Consider the following 20,201-nt stretch of genomic DNA (forward strand, 5'->3'; position numbering starts at 1 on the left):
AGAACCCAATGCTCGATTCGAAACTGTTACGCGGCCAACTGCAAGACGTTGCCGAGCGCCTGGCCACCCGTGGCTTCACGCTCGACGTCGCCCGCATCGAAGCCCTGGAGGCCCAGCGCAAGGTGGTGCAGACCCGCACCGAACAACTGCAGGCCGAGCGCAACAGTCGTTCCAAATCCATTGGCCAGGCCAAGGCCAAGGGCGAGGACATCGCACCCTTGATGGCGGATGTCGAGCGCATGGCTGGAGAACTGGCCCAGGGCAAGGCTGAGCTGGACGATATCCAGGCGCAGCTCGACAGCATCCTCCTCGGCCTGCCCAACCTGCCGGACGCCTCGGTGCCCACAGGCAAGGATGAAGACGACAACGTGGAAGTGCGCCGCTGGGGCACGCCCACTACCTTCGACTTCGAGGTCAAGGATCACGTCGCCCTCGGCGAGCGCTTCGGCTGGCTTGACTTCGAAAGCGCCGCACGTCTGTCCGGTGCCCGCTTCGCCGTGTTGCGCGGCCCTATCGCTCGGCTGCACCGCGCGCTGGCGCAGTTCATGATCAACCTGCACGTCAGCGAGCATGGCTACGAGGAGGCCTACACGCCTTACCTGGTGCAAGCGCCGGCGCTGCAGGGCACCGGCCAATTGCCCAAGTTCGAGGAAGACCTGTTCAAGATCACCCGGGAGGGCGAGGCCGATCTTTATCTGATCCCTACCGCGGAAGTGTCCCTTACCAACCTGGTCGCCGATCAGATTCTCGATCCGAAGGCACTGCCGATCAAGCTGGTGGCCCATACGCCCTGCTTCCGTAGCGAGGCGGGCGCCTCCGGGCGCGATACCCGCGGCATGATCCGCCAGCACCAGTTCGACAAGGTCGAGATGGTACAGGTCGTTGAGCCGAGCAAATCCATGGAAGCCCTGGAAAGCCTGACGGCCAACGCGGAGCGCGTGCTTCAGGCCTTGGAACTGCCGTACCGGGTATTGGCTCTTTGCACCGGCGACATGGGATTCAGCGCAACCAAAACCTATGACCTGGAAGTCTGGGTGCCTAGCCAGGACAAGTACCGGGAAATTTCCTCGTGTTCGAACACTGGCGACTTCCAGGCACGGCGTATGCAAGCCCGCTGGCGCAACCCGGAAACGGGCAAGCCGGAACTGGTGCATACCCTCAATGGTTCCGGTCTAGCGGTGGGACGTACCTTGGTGGCCATTCTGGAAAACTACCAGCAGGCCGACGGCTCCATCCGTGTGCCCGAGGTGCTCAAACCCTATATGGCTGGCCTTGAGGTAATCGGTTGAATGAATTTCCTGCCGCTGTTTCATAAGCTCACCGGGCGTCCTGTGCTTGTAGTGGGCGGCGGAGAGATCGCGCTGCGCAAGAGTCGCCTGCTTACGGACGCAGGCGCACGCCTTCGCGTGGTGGCGCCGCAGGTGGACGCCCAGCTGGCGGCCCTGGTGGAGCATGGCGGCGGTGAAGTCTTCGAGCGCGGATATACCGCGGCAGACCTGGACGGCTGCGCGGTGGTGATCGCCGCTACCGATGATGCACCATTGAACGCCCAGGTATCTGCCGACGCACAAGCGCGGTGCGTTCCAGTGAACGTAGTGGATGCGCCCGCCCTGTGCACGGTGATCTTCCCGGCGATCGTCGACCGCTCGCCCTTGGTGGTGGCGGTATCCAGCGGTGGGGACGCCCCGGTCTTGGCTAGGCTGATTCGCGCTCGTCTGGAGGCGTGGATACCCGCGGCCTACGGGGAGCTGGCCAAGTTGGCGGCTGGGTTCCGTGACCGGGTCAAGCAGCGCTTCCCCAACGTCAATCAGCGTCGCGCCTTCTGGGAAGAAGTTTTCCAGGGTCCCATCGCGGATCGCCAGTTGGCGGGCCGCAGCAGCGAAGCGGCCAGCATGCTGGCCGAGCGGGTCGAAGGGGCGCCGCCCCACGCCCCCGGAGAGGTCTATCTGGTCGGGGCGGGGCCAGGCGACCCTGACCTGCTGACATTCAAGGCGTTGCGCCTCATGCAGCAAGCGGACGTGGTGCTCTATGACCGGCTGGTTGCGCCAGCCATCATCGAACTGTGCCGGCGGGACGCTGAACGCATCTACGTGGGCAAGCGTCGCGCGGATCACGCCGTGCCCCAGGACCAGATCAACCAGCAACTGGTGCGCCTGGCCCAGGAAGGCAAGCGGGTAGTGCGGCTGAAGGGTGGCGACCCCTTCATCTTCGGGCGCGGCGGCGAGGAAATCGAAGAGCTCGCCGCCCACGGCATTCCCTTCCAGGTAGTGCCGGGTATCACCGCGGCCAGCGGCTGCGCGGCTTATGCCGGCATTCCGTTGACCCATCGGGATTATGCTCAGTCGGTGCGCTTCGTCACCGGTCACCTCAAGGACGGGAGCAGTGACTTGCCCTGGGACGACCTAGTGGCGCCGGCGCAAACGGTGGTGTTTTACATGGGGCTGGTGGGCCTGCCGGCCATCTGCGCGGGCATGATTCGCCATGGCCGCGCGCCCGACACTCCAGCGGCCTTGGTGCAACAGGGCACGACCGCGCAGCAGCGCGTCTTCACCGGCACCCTGGCCGACCTACCGGATCTGGTGGCCCGCCACGAGGTACATGCGCCGACGCTGGTGATCGTCGGTGAAGTGGTGCAACTGCGGGAGAAACTGGCCTGGTTCGAAGGAGCCGCTTCAGCCTGACGCTTCCTGTGTCAGTGGGCCGGGTTCCGTGCCGCCCACCAGGCGCGCGCAGTGGCGAAGGCTTCTTCCTGGGGCTTGCCCAGGCCGCGCAGGGCCAATGCCATGGTGGCGATAGTCGCCAGCTCGCCATAGCGGTCCTCGGCTTCCCCACGCCAGACAGCGTTCAGCTGAGCCGGGTCCAGATAGCCCGGTTTCAGGTGGCGTTGCGCTGACATCTGGGGCCATTCCTCATCCCAGGCTTCGCCACCGGCGGTGCCATAGAGGTGGCAGGCCGCATCCGGATTGACTTCCAGCTCTCCACCATCACCCTTGATCACGATGGAAGTGTCCCCCAGCAGACGAGCCGCCTCCCGGTGCACGGGCTGGTAGCCAGGGTGGAAGATGCTTTGCAGGCCGCAGCGGGCACCCAGAGGGTTGAGTACCCGGGCGAGGGAATGAATGGGTGAGCGCAGGCCGAGGGTATTACGCAGGTCGATCATGCGCTGCAATGCCGGTGCCCAATCCGACAGCGGAGCGAAAGCCACCCCTGTAGTATCCAGCGCGGCGCCGACCGCTTGCCAATCGCGACACAACGGCAGCTCAAGAGCATCGAGCAAGTGCTCGGTGTACAGTCGTCCCGCCGTATGCGCGCCGCCACCATGAATGAATACCCGCAGGCCATTCTGGCCCAGGCATTTCACCGCCAGCAGGTACCAGGGCAGGTGGCGTTTTTTTCCAGCATAGGAAGGCCAGTCCAGGTCTACATTCAGCGCAGGCGCCTTGACCCGAGCGCGCACGGCCTCGGTGAATCCGGCCAGTTCCTCGGCGCTTTCTTCCTTGTGACGCAACAGCATCAGAAAGGCGCCCAATTGGGTGTCTTCCACATCGCCGTCCAATACCATGCCCATGGCGCGGAACGCTTCCTCCCGAGTCAGGGCGCGGGCGCCACGCTTTCCCTTGCCAAGGATGCGGACGAATTCCGCGAAAGGATGTTCAGCAGGAGTGTCCAGGCGAAGCGGTTCAGGTAGGGTCATATGCAATTGGCCGGTTTGGGCAGGCCGGCCAGCTTGGCGGCAAGCTTGGCGGGAGTGCCCTTGAACAGTTGATTGAGGTAGGCGCTGTTGCCTTTGTCTGTGCCCAGAGTCGTGGCGATGTACTTGACCAACGGCCGCGTGGCTGGCGACAGCTGGAACTGCGCGTGGAACTGACGCAGCGCATTCAATACCTCAGCGTGGGCTGAGGTGAGAACCATGCCTTCGCGTTCGGCCAGCACTGCCGCCACGGCGGGCGACCAGTCGGCCAGGTTTACCAGGAAGCCGTCCTTGTCCAGCTGGACGTCACGGCCTTCGACGTCGATTGTGCTTACAGCCATGTGTTTACCCTGTCATAGGCCAGGCTCAGCTCAACGAACGCGGGATAATCCAACTGTTGGGCTGCTTCCGTCTTTAAGCTTCGCGCCTGGCAATCTTCCATCAGGGCGTACAGTTTCGCTGAGGAAAGCCTGGCCAGGCGCGTGAAAATTTCCGTTCCTGGTCGTAAGGCTTGCACCGCTTCGCCGCAAAGCAGTAGACCGTCACCAGGGCCAAGCACGCGAAGGCAGCTGCCCAACCGGCCGTCAGTGAAAGGCGAAGCCGAAAGTACATGGAGAGTCGCCATCAGAGCGTGATCACCTCGTCGAATCGGTTGAGAAAGGGCGAAATCGCCTCGACTGGCAATACCTGCACAGCCAGTGCCAAGTCCTCCTGGGCCAGGCCGCGCTCGGCAAGGCTGAAGGAGCAAGCGAAAAGCTCATCAACGCCGAACAACGACAGGGCTTGCAGATTGGCGGCCAGGCTTTTCTGCTGGAGGAGCTCCGGGCGCTGTTGCGGGGCCAGTTGAAACACGCCGTCATCCAGGAACAGCATGCCCAGGGGTAAATCGTAGGCGCCCCCGGCGAGTGCTATGTCAAGGGCTTCCCGGGCGAAGAGACCATGCCCAGGCGCGCTGCGGCTGATGATCAGCAAGGATTTGGCCATCTCAGTCTCCTCCAAAACAGATCAAACGGTCAGCATGCTGAGCGGCTTCGTGCAGTTGTCCCAAGCCGGAGAGCTCGATCGGCGGCAGCACCGCGGCAGCGGGACGTTCCCAGCGTGCTGCCTCTTCGGCATTCAGAACGCCGCGCCGCAAGCCGGCAGCGATACAGACAACGGCGTCCAGCTGTCGCTCGGCAATCAGCGAGCGCCATTGCGCGCCAACGTCCACTTCATCCTGAGGCACTACCAGGCTGGCCGAGGCCGTATGCACGCCCTCGCCATAAAAGAACACACGCACTACCTCATGGCCGGCCGCCAACGCCGCTTCGGTGAAGCGAAGCGCGCGCCGCGTGGCCGGGGCATGGGGCGGAGACATTACAGCGATAGCGAATTTCATGACGCTTCCGGGTAACAGAATGGCCTGATTCTAATCCTTCAGGCATAAAAAAGCCCGCCGAAGCGGGCTAGGGGCAAGCAACGTATCAGTCGTCCCGGCCCATCAGGCCGAACAGTTGCAGCAGGCTCACGAACAGGTTGTAGATGGACACGTACAAGCTGACCGTTGCCATGATGTAGTTGCGCTCACCGCCATGAATGATGGCGCTGGTCTGGAACAGGATGCACACCGACGAGAACAGCACGAAGCCCGCGCTGATAGCCAGTTGCAAGCCGCTGATCTGGAAGAACAGGCCCGCCACGGTGGCGCCCAGCAGCACGAAGAAGCCGGCGGTGATGAAGCCGGACAGGAAGGACATGTCCTTGCGGGTGATCAGCACATAGGCCGACAGGCCACCGAACACCAGCGCGGTCATGGCGAAAGCGGAACTCACCACCTCGGCGCCACCGGCCATGCCCAGGTAGCGGTTGAGGATAGGGCCGAGGATGAAGCCCATGAAGCCGGTGAGGGCGAAGGTGGAGACGATGCCCCACACCGAATCCTGCAGCTTGCTGGTGAGGAAGAACAAACCATAGAAGCCGATCAGCACCACGAACACGTTCGGGTAGCGGACGTTCATCTGCTGCGCCGCGAACGCCATCAGGGCGCTGAACGCGAGGGTAAGGGCAAGCAGGCCATAGGTGTTGCGCAGCACTCGGCTGACTTCCAGCTCGGCGCTTTTCGCGCTCTGGCTGAGGGTGTAATCCTGTTCGCGCATGGCGAAACTCCTTTAGGTCGTTGATGAGGCGATTGAACAGGCCTTTCGGCCCGGGGGCAAGCGCCATATCCGCCCCTGAAAGCTTTGGTCGCAAATGAGCATACCAAAGCCAGGCAACAAGGCCAGCGTCAGTGTTTGACAGCTTGTTTCATTCCGGTATGATGGCGCCCGCAATACGAGGAGGTGTGGCCGAGTGGTTTAAGGCAGCGGTCTTGAAAACCGCCGATGGGCAACTATCCTAGAGTTCGAATCTCTACGCCTCCGCCATCTTCAAACCCCTGAGCAATCAGGGGTTTTTGCTTTTGGGACACCTAAAGAGCTTTCGCTTCGCGGGCAATTTTTCTCGCAACTCCGGAAGGTGCGCCGCAACCTGTGGCTAAAGAGTCGGTTTCACCCCTCCCCAGAACGTCGGTTTCGCAATTCACACCAGATCTACATAATCAGTGGGTACGATCCTGAATCGCGTTCCCTCGGTGAAATGCAGTATGGTTGCCGACGCCCGGCGGCTGTTGCACAAGCTTGGGCCAGAACGTTTCAGCTAGCCAAAGCCCGACGGGCGTTTCCCTAACAGCGATTGGCGATTTCGGCAAGCGCTAGCGATCTGCTTTTGCCTGACCCCTGTAGCGTTGGAATTCGTCCATCGCGTCTACGAGTACTTCCTTGAGATAAGCCAGTGACGGCCGATCAAACAGTAAGTAAAAGCAGGGCGCTTTGCCTCGGGTGGCATTGATCACGATACAACTCAGCCGGGCTACCGAAGTCTGCGCTACGTCACCCTCGCAAAACGCCGACGGATGCAGGTTCACGCCACACAATTTGGCCATTACCTCGCTGATACGATCTCCGCTCAGTTGCAGCCAGGCGTGGCTATCCTGGCGAGGCAATAGATAGTTAGCCGTCTGGTTCTGCTCCCACCGTGCTTCTTCCCGGCCGACCCGTGCTCCCTGGTCTGCAATTGCTCCGAGCCAGAGGTATTCGGTTTGAGACAGCCTCGCCACCAGACTACCGTCCTGCTGCTTCACCGCCTTGTTCGGCCGCTGGGGCAGGGTCAGCCCAAGACCTTCCAGCCAGCTGGCGGCCTGTGCGCCCCGAAACCCGACTCGCGACACATCGGTACAGTCAGCCAGGGACAGTGTTGTATCGATAAGGGGCTGAACCCGCGCTTCGGCGCTTGCGCTGCTCATGTTCATAGCTCCTGACGGCTGTTGGCCGGGTCATAGAAAGGCAGTTTCACTACGGTGGCGTATACCAGGGCGCCACCGTCCACGCGGATGGGGATCTGCTGGCCGGGCTCGGCTTGATCCGGACCGGCGTAGGCAAGGCCGATGATCTGGCCCAGCGTGGTGGAGTATTCACACGAGGTCACGTTGCCACTGATGTCCGGTCCTCTCAAAACCAGATGGCCTTCCAGCGGCTGCGCGCTACCCTTGGGCAGGCTGAACCCCACCAATTTGCGTTTGAGCGGCTGCGCCTTGAGGATGTCCACCGAGCGGCGGCCCACAAAGAACGGTTTGGCTCGGCTCACTGCCCAATCCATGTCTACCTCGATGGGATGGGTCATGCCGTCGGTGTCCTGGCTGATGATCACGTGGCCTTTTTCCAGCCGGAGCAGTCGCTGGGTTTCCACACCAAATGGCTTGATGTCGAAGGGCTTGCCGGCCGTCATCAGCGCATCCCAGAGCGCCAGAGCGTGGCGCGCCGGAACGTGAATTTCATAGCCCAGTTCGCCTACGAAGCCCACCCTCAACAGCCGTGCCTTGATCCCCGCCACGGTGCCTTCGCGCACCGCCAGGTAAGGGAAGCCTTCTGGCGACAAGTCCAGGTCGGTGCACAGCGTTTCCAGCACCTTGCGCGCATCCGGCCCTGCGAGATTTACCGCAGCGAGGGCAGCGGTCACGTTGGTCACGTCCACATTCAGCCGCCATTGGGCGTTCCACTTCAGCATCTGTTGATAGATCCGATCTACACCGCTGGTGGTGGCGGTCACATAAAAATGCTCGTCGGCGAAGCGCGCGCACACGCCGTCGTCGATCACCACGCCTTGCTCGTTAGTCATCAGGGCATAGCGCGACCGGCCCACCGGTTGCTTGATGAATGCGAAGGTATAAATCCGGTTCAGCAACTCTGCAGCGTCCGGTCCCCGTACGTCCAGCCCACCGAGGGTGGACACATCGATCAGCCCCACCTTGGTACGTACGTGCAGCGCTTCGGCCTGCATGCAGGCTTCACGCGCGTTCGGTTTGCCATAGTAGGCGGGCCGCTGCCAGACCCCGGCCGGCATCATCTTCGCCCCCAGTTCCACATGCCGCTTGTGTATAGGGGTTTGCCGGTAAGGGTCGAACGCACGGCCGGCCACATGAGCCAGCTTTTCAGCGGTGTAGGGCGGCCGCGCCGTGGTCACGCCGGTTTCGCTGACACTGCGGCCGGTCGCGGCGGCGACCAAACGTGCGGTAGGCAAGGCCGAATGCCGGCCCTGGGACGGCCCCATGCCGACGGTCGAAAAGCGTTTCACCAGCTGGATATCCCGGTAGCCGCTGCGGGTGGCGTTGATGATGTCACGCACCTGGAGATCTTCGTCGAAGTCCACGAAGTCCTTGCCTTTAGGGTGGGGGAAGATCGGCCAGGGCGTATTGACGATCGGTTCCGGTGTCATGGCAGATGGCTGCAGTGGTGTTTCGAGATCCAATGCTCGTACACACCCGAGCGCTGCATTGCAGGCATCGGTCAGTACGTTATCCAGTTGATGCCAGCCGTTCACCGACCCCGCAACATGTAGCGCCGACGGTAGGCGCCCAAGGGTGAATCCGGCGCTGGGCTCGTCATAGGACAAGGTGCCGCCGGCCTGGCACAGCAGCTGATACACCGGCATGTATCCAGCAGACATACAGAGCAGATCGCAGTCGATCTGCTGACGCTCTTCGGCCACCTGGCCTTGCCCGGTAATGGCGCGGATGTCTACGCCGGTGAGGTGTTTCATGCCCTTGCCGTGCAGCGCCTCGTACACTGTGCAACCGCTATAGCACAGCACCTGGCGTTCGGCGAGCAAGCGGGGCAGGGCGGGGTCGTGCGCCTTCGGACGCATGTCCACCACCGCCATCACCTTCAAACCCTGCTCCAGCAGGTCGAGCGCGGCAAGGTAGCCGTCATCGTTGCCCGTCAATACCACGGCACGGTTACCGGGCTTAACCGCGTAGAGTTTCATCAACCGCTGCGCAGCGCTGGTGAGCATCACCCCAGGAAGATCATTGTTGCGGAACACCACCGGCTGGTCGAAGGCACCGCTGGCTACAAGGCACTGGCGCGCGCGCACCTTGTACATCCGCTTGCCCTGGATCACCGGCAGGTAATTGTCCGCGAACCAGGCGTTGCAGGTGGCACGAGTGAGCACGGTGATGTTCGGGTGGCCTTCCACGGCCGACACCAGCGCACGGCGCAAGGTGTCAGCGCGGGTGCCGGCAATGTCGAAGCGCGCATAGGTGAGCGAGCCACCAAGGATCGGCTGTTCTTCGATCAACAGTACCCTGGCGCCTGAGGTGGCCGCCGTGAGCGCAGCCTGCAGCCCGGCAGGCCCGGCGCCGATCACCGCCAAGTCGGTGAACAGGTAGGCCTTGTCGTAGTACTCGGGCTTGAATGCCAGGTCAAGCACGCCCAGTCCGGCCTTCTTGCGGATGATCGGCTCCCAGCGCTTCCACATGCCCTTGGGCTTGTAGAACGCCCGGTAGTAGAAGCCTACGGGCATGAAGCGGGAGAACTTGCCCAGGTAGGCATCCTTGTCATGCTCCAGCGAGCCATTCACGTTTTGCGCCGTAGCCGCCAGGCCGGCACTGAGGGGGTAAACGTCGGCCAGTACGTTAGGCTCGTGAGGCAGTTGCACCAGGGTGTTCGCGTCCTGCCCGGCCATGGTCAGCGGGCCGCGCGGCCGGTGGTACTTGAACGAGCGAGACAGCAGGAATTGTCCATTGGCTACGAGCGCGCTGGCGAGGGTATCGCCCTGCACGCCCTTGTAAACTTGGCCTTCGAAACTGAACTGCAACGGCTGATCACGATCGATCAGCAGCCCCATCGGGGCGGGCAGGCGGCTCATCCTGTGACCTCCAAAGTGGCGGCGGCGAAGTCGACACGCTGGCTGAACACTTCCTTGGGGTCGAACGTACGGATCACTTCATCCGTGACGGTATGGCGTTGCGCCAGGAACCAGTAGCTAGAGGGCGTGTGCATCCACCACTCGGTCACGACGCCGGCTTCGTTGTCACTGTTGAACACGTAATCGGCCCATTCGGCATCCGTACAGGTGGCCGGGTCAGGCATGTGTTTGAGCTCGCCACCATAGGTGAATTCGCTGATATTGCGGGGCCCGTTTAGCGGGCAGGTGAGGATTTTCATGGTCTGCTCCGAGTCAGTGGCTGGCTGCCGTGGCGCCCATTTCATTCACTTGAATGAACCGCGAGAAGCGTTCCAGGGCAAAGGGGGCAATCAAGCTGGGCGGGGTGCCGGTGGCGACGAGCTCGGCCATGGTCTTGGCCACGATGGGGGTGGCCTTGAACCCCCAGGTACCCCAGCCTGCGTCCAGGTAATAGTTCTTCACCGGGGAAAGACCCATGATCGGGCTATAGTCCGGCGTCATATCAGTGATACCAGCCCACTGGCGCATCAACTTGGCGTTGGCCAGGAACGGGAACATCTCGATGGCGTGGGCCAGCAGGCTTTCTTTGAGCTCCAGGGTAGAGCGGGTGTTGTACAGCGGGTAGGGGTCTGACCCGCCCCCGAACACGACTTCGCCACGGCTGGTCTGCTGCACGTAGCAGTGCAGCGCCGAAGAGCTCACCAGTGGGTCCAGGAATGGCTTGAACGGCTGCGTTACCATGGCCTGCAGGGGGTAGGTGTGAATGGGCGCGCGAATACCGGCTTTCTTCAGCATCAGCGAACTGGCCCCGGCGATGGCTTGCACCGCGCAACCGCATTTGATGGTGCCACGGTTGGTCTTCACCGCCACGATAGCGCCGTGCTCGATTACCAGGTCTTGCACCTCGGTCAGCTGGTGAATCTCGACCCCGCGCTTGGCTGCTTCCTTGGCGTAACCCCAGGCAACCGCGTCATGACGAGCAGTGCCGCCGCTCATGTGCCATAGCCCTGCGAGTACCGGTAGGTGGCCGGGGTCGAGGTTGAGAGAGGGCACCAGCTCACGGATCTGTTGGCGGTCGATCATCTCGGTACGGCCACCGAAGTGCTTGTTCACCTCGGCCCGCTGGCGAAACGCGCGCACTGTCGCGTCCGTGTGGGCCAGCGTGAGCTGGCCGCGTTCGGAGTACATCACATTGAAATCGAATTCGTTGGAGAGGTTCTCGAACAGCTTCACCGACTCGATGTAGAACTTTACCCCTTCGCTGGTGAGGTAATTGGAGCGAATCACGGCGGTGTTGCGCGCCGTATTGCCGCCGCCCAGGTAGGCTTTTTCCAGTACTGCCACGTTGGTGATGCCATGGTATTTGGCCAGGTAGTACGCGATGCCCAGACCATGGCCGCCCCCACCGATGATCACCACATCGTAGCTGGGCTTGAGCGCCTTGGGCGGCGGCAGGTCTACCTCCAATGGGTAGTCGGAACCGAGGCCGTATTTCAGCAGATTGAAAGGCATGGAGCCTCCGTTGCATGGGCTTGCTGTCGGGCGGCGATCACCGTGTTCTTCATCAGGCAGGCGATTGTCATAGGGCCGACGCCTCCGGGCACTGGCGTGATGGCAGCCACCGTGGTAAGCGCACTGTCGAAGTTCACATCGCCTACCAGCCGGGAATGGCCGCCTTCGGTGATGCGGTTGATGCCAACGTCGATCACCACTGCGCCGGGCTTGAGCCAGCTGGCATCGATCATCCGGGGGCGGCCGACAGCGGCTACCACGATGTCGGCCTGGCGACATAGCACTTGGGCGTCGACACTGCGCGAATGCACCACAGTAACGCTGCAATCGGCCTGCAACAGCAGGGCGGCCATGGGTTTGCCCACGATGTTCGAGCGGCCGATCACCACCGCATGTTTACCGCGCAGGTCGCCCAGGGTATCGCGCAACAACTGCATGCAGCCGGTGGGGGTGCACGGGGTGAGCACGTTACGGCCTTGGCTTAGCCCGCCTACATTCTCGCTGTGGAAGCCATCCACGTCCTTGCGCGGATCGATTGCCTGCAGGGCGGCGCTTTCAGTGATGTGGGGCGGCAAGGGTAACTGCAACAAGATGCCGTGCACGCCCGGGTCCGCGTTCAGGCTGTGGATCAGCCCCAGCAGTTGAACGTTGCCAATGCTGGCGGGCAACCGGTGCTCTAGGGAACGGATGCCGGCCTCGGTCGCTCTCAGCACCTTGTTGCGCACGTATACGTCGCTGGCTGCATCGCTGCCGACCAGAATCACCGCCAGGCACGGCGTGATGCCGTTCACCTTCAGCTGCGCCACTGCGAGCTTCACCTCGGCGAGCGCGCGGGCGGCAGCCGCCTTTCCGTCGATCAACAGGGGCGCGTTCATCGGAAGATCACCGTTCGGTCCTGGTTGAGAAACACCCGGTGCTGCAGGTGGTATTTCAACGCCCTGGACAACGCCACGGTTTCAGTGTCCCGGCCGATCGCCACCAGATCGTCGGGTAGGTAAGCGTGGTCCACGCGCTGCACTTCCTGCTCGATGATCGGTCCCTCGTCCAGATCGCTGGTGACGTAGTGGGCCGTGGCGCCAATCAGCTTCACGCCGCGTTCGTAAGCCTGGTGGTAGGGCTTGGCGCCCTTGAACCCAGGGAGGAACGAATGATGAATGTTGATAGCGCGGCCAGCCAGCTGTTGGCACAGGTCGTCGGAGAGGATTTGCATGTACCGGGCCAGCACCACCAGGTCGGTTTCGGTGTCGTCGACGATGCGCATGAGCTCGGCTTCCTGAGCGGCCTTGGTGTCGCGGCTGACCGGCAGGTAGATGAAGCGGATGCCTTCCCGCTCGGCCATGGGCCGCAGTTCAAGATGGTTGGACACCACCGCCGTGATCGTCATGTGCAGCTCACCCTTGGCATGGCGGTAGAGCAGGTCGCTGAGGCAGTGGTCAAACTTGCTTACCATCAGCAACACACGCATAGGCCGACGGTTGTCGAACAGTTCCCACTGCATACTGAAGCGCATGGCCACGTCGCTGAAGCCCACCTTTACCTGACCGATATCACCGCTCAAGCCATCGTTGAACCGGAACACCGCCCGCATGAAGAATGTGCCGCTGGTTTCGTCGTCGAACTGCGCCATTTCAGCGATATAGCAACCGGCATCGGCCAGGTATGAACTGACAGCAGCGACGATGCCGGACATGGCCGGACAGCTTATTTTCAAAGTGAACGCACAAACAGGTGCTTGCATGGTGACTCCTTTTTAGGCGACGGGCAGGTCGTCACGGCGGTTTGGCGATGAGCAAAGGGCGGCTTGCAGGAAAAAAATACCCACAAGGAAATAATTATTCCTGTGGGTGCTTTTATAGGGGAGGGGTTGAAAGCTGTCTAGCAGTTTATGAAAATATTTTTCTTAGCAGGAAATATTAGCTTCGATGGGCTTACCCTTCGGTGCCGTAATTCATGATCGACAACAGACGGATCGGCACCTGTACCAGCTGTTCTGGCCCATGCGGTACATCCCCGTCGAAGGTCAGGCTATCGCCGGCCTCCATCCGATAAAGCTGATTCCCATGGCGATACACCAATTCGCCCTCCAATAGATGAAGAAACTCAGTACCTGGATGCGAGAACGTCGGGAACTCTTCGCTGGCGTCGTCCATGGTCACCATATAGGCCTCGAAGCTTTTTTTCGGCCCGCGGGTATGGTTGAGCAGGTGGTAGGTGTGTCCTTTTTCCGTACCCCGGCGGACCACTTCCAATCCTTCATCCTTTTTCACTAGAAGCGCGCTGCCGCCTTGCTGATCGTATTGACTGAAGAGTCTGGACATCGGCATCCCGAGCACGTCGCACAGTCGGCTAAGCGTATCCAGACTGGTGGACACCTGAGCGTTTTCGATCTTGCTCAACATACCTTGGCTGATACCGGCGATGCGGGCGACATCGGCCAGCTTCAGCTCCTGTGCCTGACGTTGACGCTTGATTTGCATGCCTAGGTATTGCTCGAGTTTTAAACGGGGGGGCTGTTCCGGTGCGCTATTCATGAGGTGATCTGCACGGTTTCTAGTCATTAAAGTTATTTTCGCACCAGGAATGGGCGAATCGACGCTTTGACCCTTTTGCTGTTTCCTTAAGGTAAACGGATTTTCCCATAAATACAGTGCGATGGCTTGTTTTGACAGCCTGGGTGCACATTGGCAAGCGTGTTGCATTCCCAAGGAGAAAATAAATTTCCTGCTTTGAATATGCAGGCTAGTCTTCCCGACGTCTTAGGAGCAAAAGCAATGTTGCCCGTCCAGACCCAGCGTTTGATTCAAGAGCATGGCATCCGGTACGTGTTGGCGCAGTTCGTGGATATTCACGGGTCGGCGAAAACCAAGTCGGTGCCGATCAGTGGACTCGAAGCGGTGGCCGAAGCCGGAGCGGGTTTTGCCGGGTTCGCCATCTGCGGCATGGGCATGGAGCCCCATGGCCCAGACTTCATGGCCAAGGGCGACCTGGCCTCGCTCATGCCAGTGCCCTGGCAGCCCGGCTATGGGCGGGTGGTGTGTATCGGCCACGTAGAAGGTCAGCCCTGGCCCTATGACAGCCGCTACGTCTTGCAGCAGCAGGTGGAACGGTTGTCCCAACGTGGCTGGACGCTCAATACCGGCCTGGAACCTGAATTCAGCCTGTTTCAGCGCGGGCCTGAGGGCAAGCTGCAACTGGTGGATGCCAGTGATGCGTTGGACAAGCCTTGCTACGACTACAAAGGCTTGTCCCGTTCGCGGGCATTCCTGGAACGCCTGACCGAAGCGCTGCAACCGGTGGGCTTCGATATTTATCAGATCGATCACGAAGACGCCAACGGGCAGTTCGAGATCAATTACACCTATTCCGAGGCCATGGAGTCCGCGGACCGCTTTACCTTCTTCCGCATGGCAGCGGGGGAAATCGCCAACGACATGGGCATGATCTGCTCCTTCATGCCCAAGCCCGACCCCAAGCGCGCGGGTAACGGCATGCACTTCCACCTTTCGCTGGCCAGTGTCGACTGCAAGAACCTGTTCCACGACGCCAGCGACCCCAGCGGCATGGGGTTGTCGAAAATGGCCTACCACTTCGCTGCGGGGCTGTTGGCTCATGGGTCAGCCCTGTGTGCCTTCGCTGCGCCCACGGTGAACTCGTACAAACGGTTGGTGGTGGGTAACTCCCTGTCCGGCGCCACCTGGGCGCCGGCGTTCATCGCCTTCGGCGCCAACAATCGATCGGCCATGGTGCGGGTGCCCTATGGGCGGCTGGAGTTCCGGTTGCCAGATGCGGGCTGCAACCCCTACCTGGTGACGGCGGCCATCATTGCTGCCGGCCTGGATGGCATCGACCGCAAGTTGACCATTGACACCCTGTGCAACGAGAACCTTTACAAGCTGAGCCTGGAAGAGATCGCCGCCCGGGGCATCAAGACCCTGCCGCAATCCCTCAAGGAGGCCTGTGACGCTCTGGAGGCCGACCCTCTGTTCAGCGAGGTGCTCGGGCCGCAGATTGTCGGCGAGTTCATCCGGCTCAAGCGTATGGAATGGGTGGAATACAGCCGTCACGTGAGCGACTGGGAAATCCAGCGGTATACCGAGTTCTTCTAGCCGCAGGCATCAAGCCTCACACCGTCCGTAAAAGCAGCTCGGCAGTGAACATCCAAATTACCTGTCTGCGCGGCCAGCTTGCAGCTTGCAGCTCAAACCCTGGTCGCCTTGAATCAAGCGAGGTTCGTATGTGTGGAATCGTAGGGTTGTACTTGAAAAACCCAGCGCTGGAATCCCGGCTGGGGGCGCTCTTCGAGCCAATGCTTGAAGCCATGACCGACCGCGGGCCGGACAGCGCGGGCTTTGCGATCTATGGCGATGAAGTAGCGCATGGGTGGATAAAGTTGACCCTTCAGGCGAAGGCAGACGGTTACGACTTCGCAGCGCTGATGGCGCAGCTCAAAACGCAGCTGAACCTGGAGCTGGACTGGTTCCAGAACGCTAGCGCAGCCGTTTTGAAAGTGCATGCCGAAGAAGGCATCCTCCGCGCTGCGCTGGCTGAGATGGCACCCGAACTGCGCATCATGAGCGCCGGGCAGAGCATCGAAATCCTCAAGGGTATGGGCTTGCCCAGGGAGATCTCTCAACGTTTCGGTCTGGCCGCCATGAAAGGCAGCCACATCATCGGGCATACCCGCATGGCCACCGAGAGCGCCGTGACCATGGAGGGCAGCCATCCTTTCTCCACCGGCGCCGACCTGTGCCTGGTACACAACGGTTCGCTGTCGAACCATTCGAGGTTGCGGCAGAAGCTGCGCCTTGAAGGCATTACCTTCGAAACCGAGAACGACACCGAAGTGGCCGCCGGTTACCTCACCTGGCGACTGCGCCAGGGCGACACCCTCAAGCAGGCGCTGGATAAATCGCTTGAGGATCTGGACGGCTTCTTCACCTTCGCCATCGGCACCCGCAACGGTTTCGCGGTGATCCGCGACCCGATTGCCTGCAAACCCGCCATCCTCGCCGAAACTGAAGATTACGTGGCCATGGCCTCGGAGTACCAGGCATTGGCAAGCCTGCCGGGTATTGAACACGCCAAGGTGTGGGAGCCCACCCCTGCCACCATGTACATCTGGGAACGCGCTTCGGCCTGAAGGAGTACTTCTATGAAAATGATTGATCTCTCTACTACCACCGTGCGTGAACTCAACCAGGCCCTGCACGACCAGGCCAAGGTGGTGGAGGAGCGCGAATGGCTGGTGACTCACCCCAACGGCGCCCATAACCTGGCCGTAGGCGTGAACGAAGCGGTTTCCATCGATATTCAGGGCCATGCCGGTTATTACTGCGCCGGCATGAACCAGCATGCGTCCGTAACGGTACACGGCAACGTGGGCGTGGGCTGCGCCGAGAACATGATGAGCGGTTACGTTCGGGTCAAGGGCAGCGCGTCCCAAGCCGCAGGCGCCACGGCCCATGGCGGTTTGCTGGTGATCGAAGGCGATGCTGGCGCCCGCTGCGGCATTTCCATGAAGGGCGTGGACATCGTGGTCGGCGGCAGTATCGGCCACATGAGCTGCTTCATGGGGCAGGCCGGGCGCCTAGTGGTGTGCGGGGACGCTGGCGATGCGCTCGGCGATTCTCTCTACGAAACCCGCATTTTCGTAAAAGGCACCGTGGCCTCGCTGGGTTCGGACTGCATCGAAAAGGCCATGCGCCCCGAGCATGTGGAAGAGTTGCAGGCACTGCTCAATCGGGCGGGCCTGAATGAAAGGGCCACTGACTTCAAGCGCTACGGCTCGGCCCGTGAGCTGTACAACTTCAAAGTCGACAATGCCTCGGCGTACTGATCTGGAGCCCTACCATGACTGATAAAACCCCACCGGTACTGCGCGAGTCTGCCACGTTCGATCGCCTTACCATTCAGGAAATCCAACGCGCCGCGGAAACCGGTATCTATGACATTCGCGGTGGCGGCACGAAGCGCAAGCTGCCTCACTTCGATGACCTGCTGCTGCTAGGGGCCAGTGTTTCCCGCTACCCACTGGAAGGTTACCGGGAAAAGTGTGGCACGGACGTGATCCTTGGTGGGCGCTTCGCCAAAAAGCCGATTCACCTAAAGATCCCGGTGACCATCGCCGGCATGAGCTTCGGCGCGCTGTCAGCCAATGCCAAGGAGGCCCTCGGCCGTGGTGCGTCTATCGCCGGGACCAGCACCACCACCGGCGATGGCGGCATGACGCCTGAGGAGCGTGGCCAGTCGCGCCACCTGGTTTACCAATACTTGCCGTCCCGCTATGGCATGAACCCTGATGACCTGCGCAAAGCCGACGCCATCGAGATCGTGTTGGGGCAGGGTGCCAAGCCCGGCGGCGGCGGTATGCTGCTGGGCATGAAGGTGACCGAACGGGTCGCAGGCATGCGCACCTTGCCTATCGGGGTGGATCAGCGCTCAGCCTGCCGCCATCCGGACTGGACCGGGCCGGACGACCTGGCGATCAAAATCGCCGAGCTGCGCGAAATCACCGATTGGGAAAAGCCCATTTACGTGAAGATCGGCGCCAGCCGGCCTTACTACGACGTGAAGCTAGCGGTCAAAGCCGGCGCCGATGTGGTAGTGCTCGACGGGATGCAGGGGGGGACTGCTGCCACGCAGGAAGTGTTCATCGAGCACGTGGGCATTCCCATCCTTCCAGCCATACCCCAAGCCGTACAAGCCTTGCAGGAGATGGGCATGCACCGCACCGTGCAGTTGATCGTATCGGGGGGCATCCGCAACGGCGCCGATGTGGCCAAGGCCATGGCGTTGGGCGCCGACGCGGTGGCCATCGGTACGGCCGCCCTCGTGGCGTTGGGCGACAATCACCCCCGGTTGGATGAGGAGTTGCGCATGCTCGGCTCGGCCGCAGGCTACTACGACGACTGGCAAAACGGTCGGGACCCGGCCGGCATCACCACCCAGGACCCGGTGCTGTCCCAGCGGCTGGATCCGGTCGAAGGTGGCCGCCGCCTGGCCAATTATCTGCGCGTACTGGTGCTCGAAGCGCAGACCATGGCGCGCGCGTGCGGCAAGTCTCATTTGCACAATCTGGACCCCGAGGACTTGGTGGCCCTGACGGTGGAGTCTGCCGCAATGGCCAGGGTGCCCCTGGCCGGCACCAGCTGGATTCCCGGGCAACAGTACTGAGTGCTACAGCCCTCGCCGCATGCACCGCGGCGGGGGTGCTCCTAGAGCCCTGTCCACAGGGCCGTTGCGCTTCCTTTATAGGCCTGCCGATCCCACTCGTTAGCAGGAGCAAACAATGATCAGCCGAAGCTGCTTTGCCTTCGTTCTTCTTGGCGTTGCCGCCACGGCGGCCGAGGCCGCCGAACCCCCCACGCTCAACACAGGTAGTACCGCCTGGATGATTACCGCCGCTGTATTGGTATTGTTCATGTGCCTGCCGGGATTGGCATTGTTCTATGGTGGCCTGGTCAGGGCCAAGAACATGTTGTCACTGTTCACCCAATGCTTCGGCATCGCGGGCCTGATCGGCGTGCTATGGGCGATCTACGGCTACAGCCTGGTGGTGGACAGCACCGGTATGGTGGAGGGGCAGGTCAGCTTCAACAGTTTCGTCGGAGGGTTGAGCAAAGCCTTCTTGAGTGGCATGACCCCCGACAGCCTGGTAGGGGATATTCCCGAGGGTGTGTTCGTGACCTTCCAGATGACCTTCGCCATCATCACCCCCGCACTGATTGCCGGGGCCTTCGCCGAGCGCATGAAATTCTCTGCGGCGCTGCTGTTCATGGCCGTATGGTTCACCCTGGTGTATGCACCCATCGCCCACATGGTGTGGGGGGGCGCCGGGGCGCTGATGCACAACTGGGGGGTACTGGATTTCGCTGGCGGCACTGCAGTGCACATCAACGCCGGCGTGGCCGCACTGGTAGCCTGCCTGATGCTGGGCAAGCGCAAGGGCTACCCACACACACCCATGCCGCCCCACAACCTGTGCCTGGCCATGGTGGGCGCGGCCATGCTGTGGGTTGGCTGGTTCGGCTTCAACATCGGCTCGGCTGGCGGGCTGAGCGGCCTGTCAGGGATGGTGATGATCAATACCCAGCTGGGCGCCTGCGCGGGCGTGGTGGGCTGGCTGCTGACTGAATGGCTCAAGGCGGGCCGGCCAAGTGCTTTGGGGTTGGCCAGCGGTGCCCTCGCTGGGCTGGTAGGCATTACGCCCGCCTGTGCCTATGTCGGTGTAGGCGGCGCGCTGGCCATCGGTTTGCTGTGCGGGGTGTGCTGTTACCTGAGTGTTACGGTGATGAAGCAACGCCTGGGGTATGACGACACCCTGGATGTGTTCGGGCTCCATGGCGTAGGCGGTATCATCGGCGCGGTGCTCACCGGTGTGTTCTGCGTGCCCACGCTGGGCGGCCTGGTCGAAGGCGTCGACATGACGACTCAGGTGGTGGCGCAGCTCAAGGGCGTGGGGTTCACCTTCGTCTATTGCTTCGTCGGCAGCTGGATCATCCTCAAAGGGGTGAAAGCCGTGACCGGCCTGCGCGCCCACGACGCCATCGAAGAGCTTGGGCTGGACTTGGGGGAGCACAATGAACGGGCTTACAACCACTGAGTCTTGTTTTTATAGCTAGGTGAGAGGCGGGCGTAAGCTTCGGGAGAAGCGAAGCATTCTAACGCCGATCCATTTCCGGTCTGCGCTCGTCCTGCACTCACCTGCGGGACTGGGCGCAGCACGGGAATGAACACCCAT

General features: G+C 61.6%; 20 protein-coding genes and 1 tRNA gene. 8 read left to right on the forward strand and 13 right to left on the reverse strand.

Going from position 1 to position 20,201, the window contains the following annotated elements; genetic code table 11:
- Positions 1-8 precede the first annotated feature (8 nt).
- Complete coding sequence (serS, locus tag ACP691_RS18780) at positions 9-1,289, forward strand: serine--tRNA ligase (RefSeq protein ID WP_426153244.1); 1,281 nt, start codon at positions 9-11, stop codon at positions 1,287-1,289.
- Positions 1,290-2,681 (forward strand): siroheme synthase CysG, encoded by a 1,392-nt coding sequence (gene cysG, locus ACP691_RS18785; protein ID WP_426153242.1) that lies wholly within the window; start codon positions 1,290-1,292, stop codon positions 2,679-2,681.
- Positions 2,682-2,692: 11 nt separating this feature from the next.
- On the opposite strand, the gene ACP691_RS18790 is transcribed toward cysG, so the two are convergent.
- The 6 genes from ACP691_RS18790 to ACP691_RS18815 all read right to left on the reverse strand — a co-directional run bounded on the left by ACP691_RS18790 (position 2,693) and on the right by ACP691_RS18815 (position 5,826).
- A complete protein-coding gene (locus tag ACP691_RS18790) occupies positions 2,693-3,694 on the reverse strand; it encodes a glycosyl transferase family protein (protein ID WP_426153240.1) in 1,002 nt (333 codons plus the stop codon).
- Entirely contained in the window at positions 3,691-4,032 is a 342-nt protein-coding gene (locus tag ACP691_RS18795) for a TusE/DsrC/DsvC family sulfur relay protein (protein WP_426153239.1), read from the reverse strand. The genes ACP691_RS18790 and ACP691_RS18795 overlap by 4 nt, the downstream gene beginning before the upstream one ends.
- A complete protein-coding gene (gene tusB / locus ACP691_RS18800; RefSeq protein WP_426153237.1) occupies positions 4,023-4,316 on the reverse strand; it encodes a sulfurtransferase complex subunit TusB in 294 nt (97 codons plus the stop codon). The genes ACP691_RS18795 and tusB overlap by 10 nt, the downstream gene beginning before the upstream one ends.
- Complete coding sequence (tusC, locus tag ACP691_RS18805) at positions 4,316-4,675, reverse strand: sulfurtransferase complex subunit TusC (RefSeq protein WP_426153235.1); 360 nt, start codon at positions 4,673-4,675, stop codon at positions 4,316-4,318. Before tusC ends, tusB begins: the two co-directional genes overlap by 1 nt.
- A 1-nt stretch (position 4,676) precedes the next feature.
- Positions 4,677-5,069 carry a sulfurtransferase complex subunit TusD gene (tusD, locus tag ACP691_RS18810; protein ID WP_426153233.1) on the reverse strand — a complete coding sequence of 131 codons (393 nt, stop codon included), beginning with the start codon at positions 5,067-5,069 and terminating at the stop codon, positions 4,677-4,679.
- Between the two features lie 85 nt (positions 5,070-5,154).
- Positions 5,155-5,826, reverse strand: a complete 672-nt coding sequence (locus ACP691_RS18815; protein ID WP_040263759.1) for a Bax inhibitor-1/YccA family protein — start codon at positions 5,824-5,826, stop codon at positions 5,155-5,157.
- A 179-nt stretch (positions 5,827-6,005) separates the two neighbouring features.
- On the opposite strand from ACP691_RS18815, the gene ACP691_RS18820 reads away from it, so the two are divergent.
- Positions 6,006-6,093 (forward strand) — tRNA-Ser (locus tag ACP691_RS18820).
- Between the two features lie 326 nt (positions 6,094-6,419).
- On the opposite strand, the gene ACP691_RS18825 is transcribed toward ACP691_RS18820, so the two are convergent.
- From ACP691_RS18825 to ACP691_RS18855, 7 genes are all read right to left on the reverse strand, one after another.
- Entirely contained in the window at positions 6,420-7,010 is a 591-nt protein-coding gene (locus ACP691_RS18825; protein WP_426153231.1) for a sarcosine oxidase, read from the reverse strand.
- 2 nt (positions 7,011-7,012) lie between these two features.
- The gene (locus ACP691_RS18830; protein WP_426153229.1) at positions 7,013-9,910 is read right to left on the reverse strand and encodes a 2Fe-2S iron-sulfur cluster-binding protein; all 2,898 of its coding nucleotides are present in this window, start codon (positions 9,908-9,910) and stop codon (positions 7,013-7,015) included.
- The gene (locus tag ACP691_RS18835; protein ID WP_426153227.1) at positions 9,907-10,209 is read right to left on the reverse strand and encodes a sarcosine oxidase subunit delta; all 303 of its coding nucleotides are present in this window, start codon (positions 10,207-10,209) and stop codon (positions 9,907-9,909) included. Before ACP691_RS18835 ends, ACP691_RS18830 begins: the two co-directional genes overlap by 4 nt.
- Positions 10,210-10,222: 13 nt before the next feature.
- A complete protein-coding gene (locus ACP691_RS18840; RefSeq protein ID WP_426153225.1) occupies positions 10,223-11,461 on the reverse strand; it encodes an FAD-dependent oxidoreductase in 1,239 nt (412 codons plus the stop codon).
- Positions 11,443-12,336: a bifunctional methylenetetrahydrofolate dehydrogenase/methenyltetrahydrofolate cyclohydrolase FolD gene (gene folD, locus ACP691_RS18845; protein ID WP_426153223.1), complete on the reverse strand. Its 894-nt coding sequence runs from the start codon at positions 12,334-12,336 to the stop codon at positions 11,443-11,445. The genes ACP691_RS18840 and folD overlap by 19 nt, the downstream gene beginning before the upstream one ends.
- Positions 12,333-13,199 carry a formyltetrahydrofolate deformylase gene (gene purU, locus ACP691_RS18850; protein ID WP_426153221.1) on the reverse strand — a complete coding sequence of 289 codons (867 nt, stop codon included), beginning with the start codon at positions 13,197-13,199 and terminating at the stop codon, positions 12,333-12,335. The genes folD and purU overlap by 4 nt, the downstream gene beginning before the upstream one ends.
- Before the next feature lie 190 nt (positions 13,200-13,389).
- Positions 13,390-13,992 (reverse strand): helix-turn-helix domain-containing protein, encoded by a 603-nt coding sequence (locus ACP691_RS18855; RefSeq protein WP_426153219.1) that lies wholly within the window; start codon positions 13,990-13,992, stop codon positions 13,390-13,392.
- A 240-nt stretch (positions 13,993-14,232) separates the two neighbouring features.
- On the opposite strand from ACP691_RS18855, the gene glnT reads away from it, so the two are divergent.
- The 5 genes from glnT (at position 14,233) to ACP691_RS18880 (ending at position 20,063) form a co-directional block, all read left to right on the forward strand.
- Positions 14,233-15,567 carry a type III glutamate--ammonia ligase gene (gene glnT / locus ACP691_RS18860; RefSeq protein ID WP_426153217.1) on the forward strand — a complete coding sequence of 445 codons (1,335 nt, stop codon included), beginning with the start codon at positions 14,233-14,235 and terminating at the stop codon, positions 15,565-15,567.
- A gap of 128 nt (positions 15,568-15,695) precedes the next feature.
- On the forward strand, positions 15,696-16,601 hold the full coding sequence (locus ACP691_RS18865) for a class II glutamine amidotransferase (RefSeq protein WP_426153215.1): 906 nt from the start codon (positions 15,696-15,698) through the stop codon (positions 16,599-16,601).
- A 12-nt stretch (positions 16,602-16,613) separates the two neighbouring features.
- Positions 16,614-17,297: a protein glxC gene (locus tag ACP691_RS18870; protein WP_426153213.1), complete on the forward strand. Its 684-nt coding sequence runs from the start codon at positions 16,614-16,616 to the stop codon at positions 17,295-17,297.
- Between the two features lie 14 nt (positions 17,298-17,311).
- Positions 17,312-18,634: an FMN-binding glutamate synthase family protein gene (locus ACP691_RS18875; protein ID WP_426153211.1), complete on the forward strand. Its 1,323-nt coding sequence runs from the start codon at positions 17,312-17,314 to the stop codon at positions 18,632-18,634.
- A 115-nt stretch (positions 18,635-18,749) separates the two neighbouring features.
- Positions 18,750-20,063 (forward strand): ammonium transporter, encoded by a 1,314-nt coding sequence (locus ACP691_RS18880; protein WP_426153209.1) that lies wholly within the window; start codon positions 18,750-18,752, stop codon positions 20,061-20,063.
- Positions 20,064-20,201: the final 138 nt, after the last annotated feature.

Origin of the sequence: Pseudomonas sp. DC3200b2, assembly GCF_049895785.1 — a bacterium.
Lineage (GTDB): Bacteria > Pseudomonadota > Gammaproteobacteria > Pseudomonadales > Pseudomonadaceae > Aquipseudomonas > Aquipseudomonas massiliensis.

Excerpts from the sequence above, each read along its gene's own strand:
- serS (WP_426153244.1), top strand. The coding sequence starts at position 9 with ATGCTCGATTCGAAACTGTTACGCGGCCAACTGCAAGACGTTGCCGAG.
- cysG (WP_426153242.1), top strand. The coding sequence starts at position 1,290 with ATGAATTTCCTGCCGCTGTTTCATAAGCTCACCGGGCGTCCTGTGCTT.
- ACP691_RS18790 (WP_426153240.1), bottom strand. The coding sequence starts at position 3,694 with ATGACCCTACCTGAACCGCTTCGCCTGGACACTCCTGCTGAACATCCT.
- ACP691_RS18795 (WP_426153239.1), bottom strand. The coding sequence starts at position 4,032 with ATGGCTGTAAGCACAATCGACGTCGAAGGCCGTGACGTCCAGCTGGAC.
- tusB (WP_426153237.1), bottom strand. The coding sequence starts at position 4,316 with ATGGCGACTCTCCATGTACTTTCGGCTTCGCCTTTCACTGACGGCCGG.
- tusC (WP_426153235.1), bottom strand. The coding sequence starts at position 4,675 with ATGGCCAAATCCTTGCTGATCATCAGCCGCAGCGCGCCTGGGCATGGT.
- tusD (WP_426153233.1), bottom strand. The coding sequence starts at position 5,069 with ATGAAATTCGCTATCGCTGTAATGTCTCCGCCCCATGCCCCGGCCACG.
- ACP691_RS18815 (WP_040263759.1), bottom strand. The coding sequence starts at position 5,826 with ATGCGCGAACAGGATTACACCCTCAGCCAGAGCGCGAAAAGCGCCGAG.
- ACP691_RS18825 (WP_426153231.1), bottom strand. The coding sequence starts at position 7,010 with ATGAGCAGCGCAAGCGCCGAAGCGCGGGTTCAGCCCCTTATCGATACA.
- ACP691_RS18830 (WP_426153229.1), bottom strand. The coding sequence starts at position 9,910 with ATGAGCCGCCTGCCCGCCCCGATGGGGCTGCTGATCGATCGTGATCAG.
- ACP691_RS18835 (WP_426153227.1), bottom strand. The coding sequence starts at position 10,209 with ATGAAAATCCTCACCTGCCCGCTAAACGGGCCCCGCAATATCAGCGAA.
- ACP691_RS18840 (WP_426153225.1), bottom strand. The coding sequence starts at position 11,461 with ATGCCTTTCAATCTGCTGAAATACGGCCTCGGTTCCGACTACCCATTG.
- folD (WP_426153223.1), bottom strand. The coding sequence starts at position 12,336 with ATGAACGCGCCCCTGTTGATCGACGGAAAGGCGGCTGCCGCCCGCGCG.
- purU (WP_426153221.1), bottom strand. The coding sequence starts at position 13,199 with ATGCAAGCACCTGTTTGTGCGTTCACTTTGAAAATAAGCTGTCCGGCC.
- ACP691_RS18855 (WP_426153219.1), bottom strand. The coding sequence starts at position 13,992 with ATGAATAGCGCACCGGAACAGCCCCCCCGTTTAAAACTCGAGCAATAC.
- glnT (WP_426153217.1), top strand. The coding sequence starts at position 14,233 with ATGTTGCCCGTCCAGACCCAGCGTTTGATTCAAGAGCATGGCATCCGG.
- ACP691_RS18865 (WP_426153215.1), top strand. The coding sequence starts at position 15,696 with ATGTGTGGAATCGTAGGGTTGTACTTGAAAAACCCAGCGCTGGAATCC.
- ACP691_RS18870 (WP_426153213.1), top strand. The coding sequence starts at position 16,614 with ATGAAAATGATTGATCTCTCTACTACCACCGTGCGTGAACTCAACCAG.
- ACP691_RS18875 (WP_426153211.1), top strand. The coding sequence starts at position 17,312 with ATGACTGATAAAACCCCACCGGTACTGCGCGAGTCTGCCACGTTCGAT.
- ACP691_RS18880 (WP_426153209.1), top strand. The coding sequence starts at position 18,750 with ATGATCAGCCGAAGCTGCTTTGCCTTCGTTCTTCTTGGCGTTGCCGCC.